The 12,845-nt window shown below is 71.4% G+C and carries 13 protein-coding genes; 5 read left to right on the top strand and 8 right to left on the bottom strand.

Annotated elements, in window-relative coordinates; genetic code table 11:
* Nucleotides 1-163: 163 nt before the first annotated feature.
* Nucleotides 164-727, top strand: a complete 564-nt coding sequence (locus FFT09_RS01595) for a flavin reductase family protein (protein ID WP_244231144.1) — start codon at nucleotides 164-166, stop codon at nucleotides 725-727.
* A 108-nt stretch (nucleotides 728-835) separates the two neighbouring features.
* Here the strand turns inward: FFT09_RS01595 and FFT09_RS01590 are convergent, their stop codons facing one another.
* Nucleotides 836-2,380, bottom strand: a complete 1,545-nt coding sequence (locus FFT09_RS01590) for a tryptophan halogenase family protein (RefSeq protein WP_138381591.1) — start codon at nucleotides 2,378-2,380, stop codon at nucleotides 836-838.
* The gene (locus FFT09_RS01585) at nucleotides 2,370-2,561 is read right to left on the bottom strand and encodes an alpha/beta hydrolase family protein (RefSeq protein WP_081190136.1); all 192 of its coding nucleotides are present in this window, start codon (nucleotides 2,559-2,561) and stop codon (nucleotides 2,370-2,372) included. Before FFT09_RS01585 ends, FFT09_RS01590 begins: the two co-directional genes overlap by 11 nt.
* A 239-nt stretch (nucleotides 2,562-2,800) precedes the next feature.
* Here FFT09_RS01585 and FFT09_RS01580 point away from each other — a divergent pair, with 239 nt between their 5' ends.
* Nucleotides 2,801-3,988 (top strand): FAD-dependent monooxygenase, encoded by a 1,188-nt coding sequence (locus FFT09_RS01580; protein ID WP_138381590.1) that lies wholly within the window; start codon nucleotides 2,801-2,803, stop codon nucleotides 3,986-3,988.
* Between the two features lie 4 nt (nucleotides 3,989-3,992).
* Here the strand turns inward: FFT09_RS01580 and FFT09_RS01575 are convergent, their stop codons facing one another.
* On the bottom strand, nucleotides 3,993-5,015 hold the full coding sequence (locus FFT09_RS01575) for a methyltransferase (protein ID WP_081190138.1): 1,023 nt from the start codon (nucleotides 5,013-5,015) through the stop codon (nucleotides 3,993-3,995).
* A gap of 257 nt (nucleotides 5,016-5,272) precedes the next feature.
* Between FFT09_RS01575 and FFT09_RS01570 the strand changes: the two genes are divergently transcribed.
* From FFT09_RS01570 to hrpB, 3 genes are read left to right on the top strand one after another with little or no spacing between them, the layout of a single operon-like run.
* On the top strand, nucleotides 5,273-5,968 hold the full coding sequence (locus FFT09_RS01570) for a TetR/AcrR family transcriptional regulator (protein ID WP_138381589.1): 696 nt from the start codon (nucleotides 5,273-5,275) through the stop codon (nucleotides 5,966-5,968).
* On the top strand, nucleotides 5,952-6,794 hold the full coding sequence (locus tag FFT09_RS01565; RefSeq protein WP_167305314.1) for a class I SAM-dependent methyltransferase: 843 nt from the start codon (nucleotides 5,952-5,954) through the stop codon (nucleotides 6,792-6,794). Before FFT09_RS01570 ends, FFT09_RS01565 begins: the two co-directional genes overlap by 17 nt.
* A gap of 57 nt (nucleotides 6,795-6,851) precedes the next feature.
* Entirely contained in the window at nucleotides 6,852-9,338 is a 2,487-nt protein-coding gene (gene hrpB, locus FFT09_RS01560; RefSeq protein WP_138381587.1) for an ATP-dependent helicase HrpB, read from the top strand.
* On the opposite strand, the gene FFT09_RS01555 is transcribed toward hrpB, so the two are convergent.
* The 5 genes from FFT09_RS01555 to FFT09_RS01535 are packed head-to-tail and all read right to left on the bottom strand — an operon-like array spanning nucleotide 9,335 to nucleotide 12,799.
* Nucleotides 9,335-9,715, bottom strand: coding sequence for a hypothetical protein (locus FFT09_RS01555; protein WP_138381586.1), 381 nt, complete (start codon nucleotides 9,713-9,715; stop codon nucleotides 9,335-9,337). The genes hrpB and FFT09_RS01555 overlap by 4 nt on opposite strands.
* Complete coding sequence (locus FFT09_RS01550) at nucleotides 9,712-10,311, bottom strand: helix-turn-helix transcriptional regulator (protein ID WP_138381585.1); 600 nt, start codon at nucleotides 10,309-10,311, stop codon at nucleotides 9,712-9,714. Before FFT09_RS01550 ends, FFT09_RS01555 begins: the two co-directional genes overlap by 4 nt.
* A 48-nt stretch (nucleotides 10,312-10,359) precedes the next feature.
* Entirely contained in the window at nucleotides 10,360-10,755 is a 396-nt protein-coding gene (locus FFT09_RS01545) for a hypothetical protein (protein WP_138381584.1), read from the bottom strand.
* Nucleotides 10,752-11,540, bottom strand: a complete 789-nt coding sequence (locus tag FFT09_RS01540; RefSeq protein ID WP_138381583.1) for a DUF1295 domain-containing protein — start codon at nucleotides 11,538-11,540, stop codon at nucleotides 10,752-10,754. The genes FFT09_RS01545 and FFT09_RS01540 overlap by 4 nt, the downstream gene beginning before the upstream one ends.
* Entirely contained in the window at nucleotides 11,537-12,799 is a 1,263-nt protein-coding gene (locus FFT09_RS01535) for an SAM-dependent methyltransferase (RefSeq protein WP_138381582.1), read from the bottom strand. The genes FFT09_RS01540 and FFT09_RS01535 overlap by 4 nt, the downstream gene beginning before the upstream one ends.
* Nucleotides 12,800-12,845 lie beyond the last annotated feature (46 nt).

Below are 12,845 nucleotides of genomic sequence, written 5' to 3'. Positions count from 1 at the left end.
CGCACAGAGTGTTTCGCCACTCGCCGCGCCGAAGGTAAGTGCCACACCGATGCGGCACCAACCTCCGGCGGAGTACCCGAGTGGCCACCTCGGAGGAGCATCGCGAGGCCACCGCGGTCAGGACATGCTGAGATTCCGTGCGATCGAAAGGGAGGTGGGCCGTGTGACGAGCGCGGCGCGCTTCGATCCCGCGGGCTGGAACAGAACCGCGTCGCGGGACCAGCTCGCGAAAGAGACGGACTTCCGTGCTCTGATGAGTACGTTCCCGAGCGGTGTCGCGGTGGTCACCAGCCAGGACCAGCAGGGCGCCCTGCGAGGTTCGACCTGCACGTCCCTGTGCAGTGTCAGCCTCCGGCCGCCGATCCTGCTGGTCTCACTGCACCTGAGAAGTGGCACGCTGGCGACGATCCGCCGGGCCGGGTCGTTCGCGGTGAACTTCCTGCACAGTCGAGGCCGGTACGCTGCCGAGCTGTTCTCCACGGCCGTGGCGGACCGGTTCCGCAGGATCGAATGGGAACGAACGCCGAATCTGTCCCAACCCTGGCTGGTGCGGGACGCGCATGCCACCGCCGAGTGCCGCCTGACCGAAACGGTGGAGGTGGCGGACCATGGTGTGGTGTTCGGTGTTGTGCGGGAGGTGCTGACAGTGCGCGGTGCGCCCGCGCCGCTGCTCTACGGTGAGCGCGAATACCGACGCTGGCCGGAGGCTCTCGCCGCGGAGGGCTAGCGGGATGCGGTGGTGGAGTGCGGTGACGCCAGGGTGAGGCGGGCGGGGCGGTGTGCCCGGCCGAGTCCGTTCCCGACCGGGCACACCTGAGATTCGCGGCGCGGGGCGTCAGTGCAGCCGGGCCAGGTAGTCGTACTGGCTCGGCAGCGCGTTCACCAGCTCCTCCGACTGGGCGCGGACTCTCCGCAACTCCTGGCGGGCGGCGCCGTCCGGGACCAGGTCCAGAGCGGGGCGATGCCGCCTCGGGGCCTGCCCGCCCAGACCGAGCAGCATCAGGTGGTACGAGTACGGCTCGAATCCGTGATAGTAGGGGTACACGGTTCCCGGGTCCGGAAGCTGCGCCGACCACAGATCCAGCCTTTCGGCCAGGGTGTCCGGGAGCACGCGTTCCTTGGTGGCCTTCCAGTACGGTGTGTCGGCCCGAGCCGTGCCCCGGTAGTGCAGGGTCAGAAAGTCGCGGACCCCGTCGAGGCACCGGGCGACCGCCGTGTTGTACGCCGTGATCCGCGTGGGGTCCCAGTTCTCGTCCGGGAAGTGGCGCACGAGCTGCTCGACTCCGTGCTGGATGAAGAAGATGCCGGTCGACTCGAGCGGTTCCACGAACCCGCTGGACAGTCCGATGGCCACGCAGTTGCGCACCCAGGAGTTGCGGTTGCGGCCGATGCGCATCCGGATGTGGTTGGCCTCGGCCTCTTCCGCGGCCGGCCCGACGAACTCGCGCAGAGTCCGCTCCGCCTCCTCCGGGGAGCAGTAGTCGTCGGCGTAGACGTAGCCCGTGCCGATGCGGTGAAAGAGCGGGATGGTCCAGATCCACCCGGAGTCCTGGGCCGTGGCCGTGGTGTAGGGCTTGATGCCGTCGCGCTCCATGTCGGCCGGAACCCGCAGGGCCACCGCCCGGTTGTTGGGCAGGAAGTCTTGGTAGGACTCGAACGGTTCGCCGAGCAGGTCGTTGATGAGCATCCCGCGAAAGCCCGTGCAGTCGACGAACAGATCGCCCGCGATCTCGCCGTGTTCGGCGGTGACGAGGTGGCTGATCCAGCCTCGCTCATCCTGCGTGACCTCGCGGACGTCGTCGAGGACTCGCCGGATGCCACGTTGCGTGCCGAACTCGGCGAGGAACTCGGCCAGCAGTGCGGCGTCGAAGTGGTAGGCGTAGGGGAACTGGGTCTCCTGTTGTGCCATCGTGCTGCGCCGCTTCGTGTCCCCGCCGTCGTGCAGGGAGCGTTCGAAGAGGTCCCCGTCGAAGTGTTTCGGCGCGCGCAGGTTCTCGCACAGGGCGGGCAGCACCAGGCATTCCCGATCGAACGGGTCCCGGCCGAGCTTGAGCCACCACTCCGTCAGAGGGTAGCCGTCGACCAGCCTCGGCCGCTCGAACGGGTGGTAGAACACATGCCCGGGTTCTCGCCAGTTCTCGAATCGGATGGCGAGTTTGTAGCTGGCGTTGCATGACGGCATCCACTCTTCCTCGGCGAGCCCCAGGTAGTCGAAGAAGTGCCGGATCGTGCTGAACGTGGCCTCGCCCACGCCGATCGTGGCGACCCGGCGTGATTCGACCAGGGTGATCGAAACACGATCCCCGAACGCCGCCTGCAGATAGGTGGCCGTCATCCAGCCTGCCGTGCCACCGCCGAGGATGACCACGTTACGGACCATGGGAGAACTCCTTGGGGGTTGAGTCGCCAACATGCCGCACGGCGTCGACCACCGTGTGCCACGCCGGTGTGAGCGGATCAGTGAGATCGCAGTGTCCCGCGCCCTCCCTCGGCATCCACCGCACGTCGACACCCGCGGCCTCGGCCAGCGCGCGAAACCGCCTGCTGAGCTCGTCCGGCACCGTGTCTACCGCGCTGCCGTGAACCAGGACATGGCTCCTTTCTCCGCGAACCGACCGTGCTCAGGCTGCCCCGGACCGCGTGGCGGGCACAGCTTCCGTCGACGTACCCGTCGGAGGGGCCCGGATGGGCACATCGCACGGCAACTCCGCTCGGCCTGGCTCAGCGGAGCCGCACGGTGCTGGACTCTGCTGGGCGTGTCCACGCGCCGGTACCTCGCAGCGACTGCGATTGGAGTGTCATGGTCGAGCGCAATGCCATCGTCGTCGGCGCCGGAATCGGCGGACTCGCCGCGGCCCGCGCGCTGTCCCGGGTCGGATGGTCGGTCCGGCTCTTCGATCAGGCGGCAGCTTTCCGGGAGGTCGGCGCTGGGCTGAGCATGGCTCCGAACGCGGTCCGCGCCATGGAATGGCTCGGCCTTGGGACCGAACTACGAGCGAAGGCCCAGGGGCAGGGAATCGGTGTGCAGCGGGCGAGGGGAGGGTGGCTCGTACAACTGCGCGAGGCCGATCTGATCGAGCGCTACGGCAATCCGATGTTCGCGATGCACCGGGCCGACCTGCATCGCATTCTGTTCGACGCGGCGGACGCGGTCGACATTCGCGCGGGGCACCGGGCGACGGCGCTGGATACGGACTCGGACGGAGCGCGGGTGACCTTCGAGACGTCCGAGGGCGCGGTGTCACTGGAGGCGGATCTGGTCGTCGCCGCGGACGGCGTGCACAGCACGCTGCGGTCCATGCTGTTCCCGGGGCATCCGGGTGCGACCTACGCCGACTACGTCTGCTGGCGTGGTGTCGCACCCCCCGGTGCCGGCAGCGGACTGGCGGACCCTCCGGTATGGACGGACAGTTGGGGCCGTGGAGTGCGCTTCGGCACCGCTCCGCTGGTCGACGGCCGTGTGTTCTGGTACGGCAGCGCGGCCGGGCCCGAGGGCGCGTTCGCGAACGACACACTCGACGACGTCGCGACCCGCTTCCATGGATGGCACGATCCGATTCCCGAGGTCATCGCGGCCACGGACCCGAAAGCGCTGTTGCGCAACGACATCTACTACGTGGCTGACCCGCTGCCCAGCTTCGTGAGCGGACGAGTCGTCCTGCTCGGCGACGCCGCGCACGCCGTGACACCGGATATCGGCCAGGGTGCCTGCCTGGCCATCGAGGATGCCGTCGTGTTGGGCATCGCGCTGGCCGGGGCCGAGGAGCCGGACTCGGCATTGCGCGCCTACGACGCGGCTCGCAGGCCGCGCACCCAGAAGCTCGCCCAGATCTCCGGGCGCTCGGCGCGGGTGCAGCAGACGCGCAACCCGGTCGGTGCCGGGTTGCGCGACCTACTGATCAGGTTGATGCCGGCGAGGGCCTATCTCAACGCGGGAGCCGAGACCCTGGCCTGGTCACCTCCGGACGGGGCGATCGCGGCCCCGTGAGCGATCAGGCCGGTGTCGCTTCGAGGACGCAGAAGTCGGTTCCCTCCCCGGTGAGCGACGTCAGACTCAAGCCAGCGGCCGAGAACAGTGCCCGGAACTCCGCCTCGGTCCGTTCGCGCCCGCCGGTGTTCACCAGCATGTTGAGATCACTCATCACCACCCCCATGATCGACGGCGAGCTGACGTGCGGGGGAAGCACGGGCTCGATCACGAGCACGGTCCCGCCGCCGGGCATCGCCTCCCGGCAACGACGCAGGATCTCCACGCACTTCCGGTCGTCCCAGTCGTGCAGGACGCTTTTGAGAACGCAAGCCTCCGGACCCGCGGGAATGGAGCTGAAAAAATCACCGGACACGATGTCGGCCCGGTCGGCGACACCCGCATTTTCGAGGGTTCTCCGCGCACCCTCGATCCCGGCGGGAAGGTCGAACAATGTACCCCGCATGGCGGGTGCCGATTTCAGGATCGCGGCGAGCAGTGTGCCGTCTCCACCGCCGATGTCGGCGAGCGTGGAGAACCGGGAGAAGTCGTACCGTTCGACGATTCCTGGAGTGGCCGCCTTGGTGTATTCGGCCATGGCCGAGTTGAAGGTTTCGGCGTGTTCGGGATGCTGCGCCAGGAAATCGAAATGAGATATCCCGTTGACCTGGTCCCATGCGGGGTCCCCGGTGCGGACGCTGTGCTCGAGCCGCCCCCAGCTACGCCAGGTCTCCTCAGCGCAGAGCAGCATGACCATCGAGCGCACCGAGTCGGGGGAGTCGCTCCGTAGCGAGCTTCCCGCGGGGCCGAGTTCGAAGGTGTCGGACTCGGTGTGGGTCACGACGCCGAAGCACGCGAGCGCGCGCAGCAGCCGATACATCGACGGTTCGTGTGTTTCCGTGGCCAGAGCCAGTTCGGAGCTCGTCTTCATTCCGTCGGCGAGCTTGTCGGCGATTTCAAGGCGTGCCGCGACGTTCATCATCGGCGCCGCCGTGTAACCGAACACGATATCGAGCACACTCGGTGGCGAGTGTTCCGGTCCGGGCATTGTGCGGACTCCTTCCTGGCTCACGATTCCTGTTGGCGCGCTCCCGGAGTGTAGTCGCGATCCGCCCCGGAGAAGCAGCCTCGAAACTGGGAGTAAGACTTGCAGGAAAAGCGCCGGAGATATGCCTACAATGACACGTTCGGCACTGCCTTGCGCCTGGCCGTTTGTTCTCGCGGGCGACCTGTCTTCGCCTCAGCGCCCGTGGCTGTGACAGTACCGGTGTACGGCGGGCAATACAGCCGTATAGTAGCCAGGCTATGAGTTCACCCTACGGCTCGGGAGAGCGTCCGGCGGCGGATCTGACCGCGCGGGCGCGGATTCGCGATGCCGCGCTGGCGCAGTTCGCCGAGCACGGCACCAAGGGCGCCACCATCAAGAGCATCGCCGACGCCGCCGGGGTGTCCGTCGGTCTGGTGCAACACCACTTCGGCTCCAAGGCGGCGCTCCGCGACGCCTGCGACGACGTGGTCGTCGAGATCTTCCGGCAGCGGCTGTCGACAGCCGCGCGCGACGGCGAGCTCGGCGACTCCTCCTTCATGGCGGCGCTGTTCGAGTCGAGCCCACCGTTGCTGCGGTATCTCGGCAGGATTATCCTCGAGGACACTCCTGCCGCGACCGCCGTGCTCGATCAACTGGCCTCGGGTGCCGAGGACTTTCTGACCGGCACCTGGCCGGACCGCTATCCCGCCGGGTCGCAGCGGGTGCGCGACGCGGCCGCAGTCATGGCGGCGATGCACAGCGGCGTGACTCTCCTGCACGGATACCTGACGCGGCGGATGGGCGCCGAGTCAGGCCAGCGCGAACAGGCCACCCGCGTTCCTCTGGCCCTGCTGGACCTCTACGCCGCCATGGGTGAATACGTGACCTCCCCGGACGGTGAGCGGATTCGCGCGGCCACGAACGCCTACCGGCATGACACCGAAGAGGGGACCCGCCATGACGGCCACCGGTGAACGACTCGACGACCTCACCGCGGTCGAACGGACCCTGCTGCTGACCCTGTGCGGCAGAGCCGCCGACGCCGCGTCGGCGTCGGCGCTGCTGGCCGACACCGTGGCCGCCGAGGTCGCGAGCAGGATCGACGAGTCCGTGCGGAGCGCCTCGGCCGGTGACGCGGACCTCGCGCGCAACGTCGCCATCCGCGCTCGTCTCCTGGACGACCACGTGCGCGATTTCGTGCGGCGGCACCCGGACGCGGTCGTCGTCGAACTGGGATGCGGTCTCGAAACCCGCGCGTTCCGGACCGAACTGCCCGAGACCGTGGACTACTACGCGGTCGACCTGCTCTCGGTGATCGAGCTGCGTCGCCGCCTGATGCCTCACCATCCCCGGGAGACCATGATCGCGGCCTCCCTCGACGATCCACGATGGACGGACGCCATCCCCGCCGACCGGCCGGCCATCCTCGTCGCTGACGGCGTTCTCGCGTTTCTCGACCCGGCGGTGGCCACCCGGCTGCTGACCACGCTGACCGAGCACTTCCCCCACGGCGAGCTGGTGTGCCAGGTCAACATCACCTGGCTTTCCCGTGACCTCGGCCGGGCACCGGAGCTGCGCAAGGTCGGCATCCCGCGCGGTTTCCAGGGTTTCGGCATCGACGACCCGGCCGAGGTGGAGCGGCTCAACCCCCGGCTGCGGTTCGTCGACGAGTTCGTCCTGGCCCGCGCCCCGGAGCACTTCCCCGGCTTCTCCCGCCGGTTCCGCACGATCCTGCGCCTGCTGCGGCTGCGTACGTCGTGGGCCCGGCTGAGCACCTGGGTCGTGCGCTACCGGTTCTGAGCGGGTCGAATGGTCCTCCACGGTCAGCGTGCCGGGGACGGCGATACGGTGCCTTCGATGACGTCGTCTCCGCCCGCGCTTCCCGACCTGCCGGTCCAGCCGTATCTGGACACGATCGGCGACGCACTCGACCGCGACGGCACCGGCGTGCTCGTGGCCCCTCCCGGCACCGGCAAGACCACGCTGGTGCCGTTGGCGCTGGCGCGGCGGGGACTGAGGGTGGCGGTGGCCGAGCCGCGCAGGCTGGCGGCCCGCGCCGCCGCGAGCCGGATGGCCGAGCTGCTCGGCGAGCCGGTGGGCGAGCGGGTCGGCTATGCCGTGCGCGGGGACCGGAAGTCCTCGGCCCGCACGCGCGTCGAGGTGGTCACCTCGGGGCTGCTGGTGCGCCGGTTGCAGTCCGATCCCGAGCTGCCCGGCGTGGACGTCGTCGTGCTGGACGAGTGCCACGAGCGGCACCTGGACGCGGATCTGCTGCTGGCGCTGCTGCTCGACGCGCGGGCCGGACTGCGGCCCGACCTGCGGGTGCTGGCCGCCTCCGCGACCGTGGCCGGTGAGCGGCTGGCGGAGTTGCTCGGCGAAGGTCACCCGGCTCCGGTCGTGCGGGTCGACGGCCGCGCCCACCCGGTGCGCACCACGCACGTCGCCCCGCACCGCAAGGAGGGCACCGAGGGGACCGTGGCGCGGGCGGTGCGGGCGGCGCTGGCCGAGCGCTCCGGCGACGTGCTGGCCTTCCTGCCCGGTGCTGCCGAGATCGCCCGCGTCGGTGGATTGCTCGCCGGTGAGCCCGGGGTGGACGTGCTGCCGCTGCACGGCAGGCTTCCGGCCCGGGAGCAGGACGCCGCGTTGCGTCCCCGGCAACGGCGCAGGGTCGTGCTGGCCACGGCGGTCGCCGAGTCCAGTCTCACCGTGCCCGGCGTGCGGGTGGTCGTGGATTCGGGACTGTCCCGGGTGTCGCGCATGGACCACCGAAGGGGGCTGTCCGGGCTGGTCACCGTGCGTTCCCCTCGGGCTGTCACCGAACAGCGCGCGGGCCGCGCCGGACGGGAGGCGCCGGGGCACGCCTACCGTTGCTGGGCCGAGCACGAACACTCCGGGCGCGCGGCGTATCCGGAACCGGAGATCCACACCGCCGACCTCACGCGGCTCGCGCTGGAACTGGCCTGCTGGGGCACCCCGGACGGTGCGGCGCTGCGCTGGTGGGACGCTCCACCGGAAGGACCGCTGGTCGCGGGGCGGAACGTGCTCACCGCGCTGGGTGCGCTGGATCGCGAGGGAGTCGTCACCGAGCGCGGACACCGCATGGCCGCGCTCGGACTGCACCCGCGCCTCGCCCGCGCGCTGCTGGACGGTGCCGCCATCGCCGGCCGCCGCACCGCCGCCGAGGTCGTGGCCCTGCTCGACGACGACGGCCTCGCCCGGGACACCGACCTGTCCGTGGCCCTGCGCGGGCTGCGCGGCGACAGCCCCGCCGCGGGTCGCTGGCGGCGGGAGGTGCGCCGTCTGGAGAGGCTGGTCCCCGAAACGCCGGACCCACCCGACCCCGGCGACGAGGCCGCGGTGGTGGCGCTGGCCCACCCCGAACGGCTCGCGCGCAGGCGGGCGCCACGGTCGCGGACCTACCTGATGGCCGGAGGTACGGCGGTCGAGGTGCCGCGGTCCGAAGTGGTCGAGGACCTCTCGGGCATGCCCACCGCCGACGGGCTGGCCGGGTCGGAGTGGCTGGCCGTGGCGGTCGCCGAGCGCAAACCCGGTCGCCGCCACGGTTTCGTCCGGCTCGCCGCGCGCGCCGACCAGCGGCTCGCCGAGCAGGCCGCCGCCGGGATGCGCTCGGTCACCGACGAGGTCGACTGGCACGGCGGTGACGTCCGCGCCCGCACGGTCGAGCGGCTCGGTGCGATCGTGCTGTCCGCCCGGGACCTCGCCGAGCCCGCACCCGAGGCGGTGCGGGCCGCCCTGCTCGACGGCCTGGCCACCGACGGGACCGGACTGGTGCGCTGGGACGACGACGCCCACCAGTTGCGGCACCGGCTGGCGTTCCTGCACCGCGAATTCGGGCCACCGTGGCCCGCCGTGGACGAGGCCGCGCTGCTCGCCACGGTGGACACGTGGCTGGAACCGGAGCTGTCCACCGCCCGCAACCGCGCCGACCTCGGCCGGATCGACGCGGGGCAGGCGCTGCAACGGCTGTTCCCGTGGCCCGAGGCCACCCGGTTGGCCGAACTCGCCCCGCCGCGTGTCACGGTGCCGTCCGGCGCGCGGGTCCGGGTGGACTACGAACCCGACCAGCCCGCGCTGCCGGTGCGGGTGCAGGAGGTGTTCGGCTGGACCGAGGTACCCACCGTCGGCGGGGGACGGGTGCCGTTGCTGCTGCGGCTGCTCGACCCGGCCGGGCGCCCGGCGGCCCTGACCGGCGACCTCGCGTCGTTCTGGCGCGAGGGCTACCGGCAGGTGCGGGCCGAGTTGCGTGGCCGCTACCCCAAGCACGCCTGGCCGGACGACCCGCTCACCGCGACACCGAGTCGCCCCGGCCGATCGCGACGCTAGGCCTGGAGGGCGATCGCCAGCACCGCGAGCGCGAGGACGGCGCTGACCGGCGCCTGGACCCGCCGTTCGTCGCGGCTGTGGGAAAGCGCGTTCATGGGCACGCTGAGGGTGCAGAAGGCGAACAACAGCCACGTGCCGACGACGACGAGGACCTCGTCCGATCCGGGAAGGACACCGGCCCGGCTCAGGAGCAGAACCGCGAAGAGCCCGTAGAGCACGAGCGAGACACCCGAGGCGAGGCGCAGCCGCCTCGGCAGGACCCGGTGCCGCCCGCCCCAGCCGAGGCTGCCCAGGGGGTAGCCGGCGATGAGCAGAACCTGCAGGACGGCGAGGCCGAGCAGGACGGTGAGCGCGACAGAGAGGGCGAACGTCGTCAACGTCGGCCTCCCGTCGTTGACGCTGTGGCGGGCGTGGCGGGCGCCGCGGGCGCCGGGTCGTCGGTGGCGATCGCGTCCAGCCAGTCGACGAGTCCCTTGCTCGTCGCGACGCCGTAGGCGAGGGTGGCGGCGCGGTAACGTGCCCCGGCGGTGTCCTCTGTGTCCTCTGCGGCCCCGGCGGCGCCGGCGGCGCCGGCGTCGCGGTCGACACCGAGCAGGGCCTCGTGTTCGGCGAGTGCGTGCTCACGCAGCGCGGCGAGAATCGACAGGCGCTCGCGACGGTCCTCGACGAGGCCGAGCAGAAACACCCGGGCGAGGGCCGCCACTTCGACGCCCTCGCCCCCCGGCGATTCCTTCATCCACGCCAGCCACGTCCTCTTCCCCTGGTCGGTGACGACGTAGCGCTTGCGATTGCGCGCGGTGGGGGCCGCTGCCTCGGGCTCGATGTCGCCCCGCGCCACGAGTTGTGTGAGGGACCGGTGGATGCTGCCGTAGCTGGCGGCGTAGATGTGGGCGAGACCGCCCGCGAAGCGCGCGTGCACCTCGTAGAGGGACAGGGGGTGCAGTAGGAGCAGCCCCAGGATGAAGTTCCGCATGAGACCAATGTATCTCAGAGAGATATTGAGATGGCGTGAACCTCCGGCTCACCTCGCGCCGTGACGTCCGCGCCCCTGTCGCAGGCCGAGCGCGCTGGCCGCGCACAGCGCGCCCCAGGCCGAGGCCACGAGCGCGGCCTTGCGCCGCGCGTCGCGGGTGGGCAGGCCGAGACCGAGACCGAGGGCGTCACCCGCGTCGCAGGCCACCCGGACGGCGATCGCGGTGGCCAGCGCCGACGGGGTGCGGGCAGCGATCATGGCGAGCCCGGAGGCGACATCGCGGGCGGCGATGGCCCTGACCAGGGTCGCGGTCTCGGGCGCAACCTCACCGTCGGGGCCGGTCAGCTCGCAGGGACCGGCCAGCGTCGCGGGGCGGGCGAGCACGAGCGCGCCGTAGCCGGTGGTGAGCGCGCCGAGCAGGCGCGCGAACGTGGTGGAGGTCATGGCTGAGAGTCCTTTCTCGTGGCGGGCCGTCGGGGCGGCAGCGGCACGAAGCCGCTGGTGCGGGCGACATAGTCGGCGTAGTCGGGACGGGAGCGCGCCAGGTGGCGCTCCGTGATGGGTTTGCCCGAACCGCGTGCCAGCAACGCGGTCATCACGATCGGGGCCACGATCGTGGCCGCGGCGGGCCAGCTGTGGCAGGCGAGCAGATACAGCCCCCACCAGACGCAGGCGTCACCGAAGTAGTTGGGGTGCCGGGTGTAGCGCCACAGACCCCGGTCCAGCACGCGGCCCCGGTTGCGGGGGTCGGCGCGAAACCGGCGAAGTTGGGCATCGCCGACGGCCTCGAAGACGAACCCGACCAGCCACACGGCCACCCCGGCGACGATCAGCGCGGGGTGCGGCGCCTCGCCGTACTGGGCGACCTGCACCGGCAGCGACACCACCCACAGCAGTACCGCCTGCACGAGGTAGACCCGCACGAACATGCGTGCCGGCCCGCTCCGGCGGCGCATGTCGGCGTAGCGGCGATCCTCACCGGAGACCCGAGCGCGGAGTCCGATGTGGATGGCGAGCCGGACGCCCCAGGCGGCGGTGAGCGCGGTGACCAGGACGCGCATCGCGGGGTCGCCGGTGGAGCGCACGAAGGTGACCAGGGCGACGGCGGCGAAGCCGAGTCCCCACGCGATGTCGATGAGGTCGTAGCGCTCCCGGCGCAGCGCCACGGCGAAGGTTCCGACGATCAGCGCGAGCACCACCACGGCCGTGACGGCGAAAGTGAGCGTCACCCCGTCACCTCCGGCAGCTCCAGGGGCAGGCCGCTGCGGCCGTCGGTGGTGGGGCGCACGGCGATGATCTGGTGTACGCCCATGCGGTTCTCCTCGAACGCCAGCGCACCCCCGGCGAGGTAGAGGCGCCACACCCGCAGCCGGGCCGCCCCTGCCAGGGCAACCACCTCATCGCGGTGGTGTTCGAGCCGGTCGGCCCAGTCGCGGATGGTGCGCACGTAGTGCTCGCGCAGCGCATGCACGTGGCGGACCTCGAGCCCGGCGCGCTCCAGGGCGGCGACCGTGTCGCCGACGGGGCGCATCGTCATGTCGGGGGCGATGTAGGACTCGATGAAGGCACCGCCGCCGGGGGCGACCGCGCCGCGCGACATCTGTTGCAGCAGCATGCGGCCCTCCGGGCGCAGGACGCGGTACAGGGTGGCGGCGTAACGGGGGTAGTGCTCGGCGCCGACGTGCTCACCCATTTCCAGCGAGGCCACGGCGTCGAACCGCTCGTCGCCGACATCACGGTAGTCCCGCAGCAGCACCGTCACCTCGGCAAGCGCGCGGCGGGCGGCCTCGGCCCGGACGTGGTCGGCCTGAGCGGCCGAGAGGGTCACCCCGGTGGCGCGCACGCCGTAGTGCTCGGCCGCGTGCAGCAGCAGCGCACCCCACCCGCACCCGACGTCGAGCAGCCGCATACCCGGGCGCAGACCGAGCTTGCGGCACACGAGGTCGAGCTTGGCCCGCTGCGCCGTCCCCAGGCTGTCCCGCGGGTCGCGGTAGTAGGCACACGAGTACGCCATCGCGGGGTCGAGCACGAGACGGTAGAAGTCGTTGCCGAGGTCGTAGTGGTGCGCGATCACCGCGCGGTCGCGGCGGCGGGTGTGCAGCGCGCCGGTGGGGCGGGCCTCCTCGGCGGGCGGCGCGGGACGAGGCCCGAGCACCCCGAGCCGCGCGGCGGTGCGCAGGATCGCGACCCGTTCGCGCAGGCCGAGTTCGGGACGGGACACCCGCTCCCGGGCCGAGTGCCAGCAGCGCCGCAGCGCGTCGGTCAGGTCGCCGTCCACCTCGATCTCGCCGGCGACGTACGCGCGGGCCAGGCCGAGTTCACCGGGACTCCACGCCACGTGCCGCAGGGCGCGGCGGGAGCGCAGCACGACGGTGGGGGCGTCGGCGGGACCGGCGGTGCTGCCGTCCCAGGCGCGCAGCCGGACGGGCAGTTCGGTGCCGAGCAGCCGGGTGAGCGGCTCGGCGAGTGCGGTGGCGGCGGGTGGCACAGGTGCGGACCTCCTCGGTGACTGATGCGACGGGTTCGGACCACCG

It is taken from the genome of Saccharomonospora piscinae (genome assembly GCF_005862235.1).
Taxonomy (GTDB): Bacteria; Actinomycetota; Actinomycetes; order Mycobacteriales; family Pseudonocardiaceae; genus Saccharomonospora; species Saccharomonospora piscinae.
Note: the sequence above shows the minus strand (reverse complement) of the source record. Positions and strands in the feature narration are given on the sequence as shown.

Coding starts and splice junctions, on each gene's coding strand:
- FFT09_RS01590 (WP_138381591.1), bottom strand. CDS start 2,380: ATGGTCCGTAACGTGGTCATCCTCGGCGGTGGCACGGCAGGCTGGATG.
- FFT09_RS01580 (WP_138381590.1), top strand. CDS start 2,801: ATGGTCGAGCGCAATGCCATCGTCGTCGGCGCCGGAATCGGCGGACTC.
- FFT09_RS01575 (WP_081190138.1), bottom strand. CDS start 5,015: ATGCCCGGACCGGAACACTCGCCACCGAGTGTGCTCGATATCGTGTTC.
- FFT09_RS01570 (WP_138381589.1), top strand. CDS start 5,273: ATGAGTTCACCCTACGGCTCGGGAGAGCGTCCGGCGGCGGATCTGACC.
- FFT09_RS01565 (WP_167305314.1), top strand. CDS start 5,952: ATGACGGCCACCGGTGAACGACTCGACGACCTCACCGCGGTCGAACGG.
- hrpB (WP_138381587.1), top strand. CDS start 6,852: ATGACGTCGTCTCCGCCCGCGCTTCCCGACCTGCCGGTCCAGCCGTAT.
- FFT09_RS01550 (WP_138381585.1), bottom strand. CDS start 10,311: ATGCGGAACTTCATCCTGGGGCTGCTCCTACTGCACCCCCTGTCCCTC.
- FFT09_RS01545 (WP_138381584.1), bottom strand. CDS start 10,755: ATGACCTCCACCACGTTCGCGCGCCTGCTCGGCGCGCTCACCACCGGC.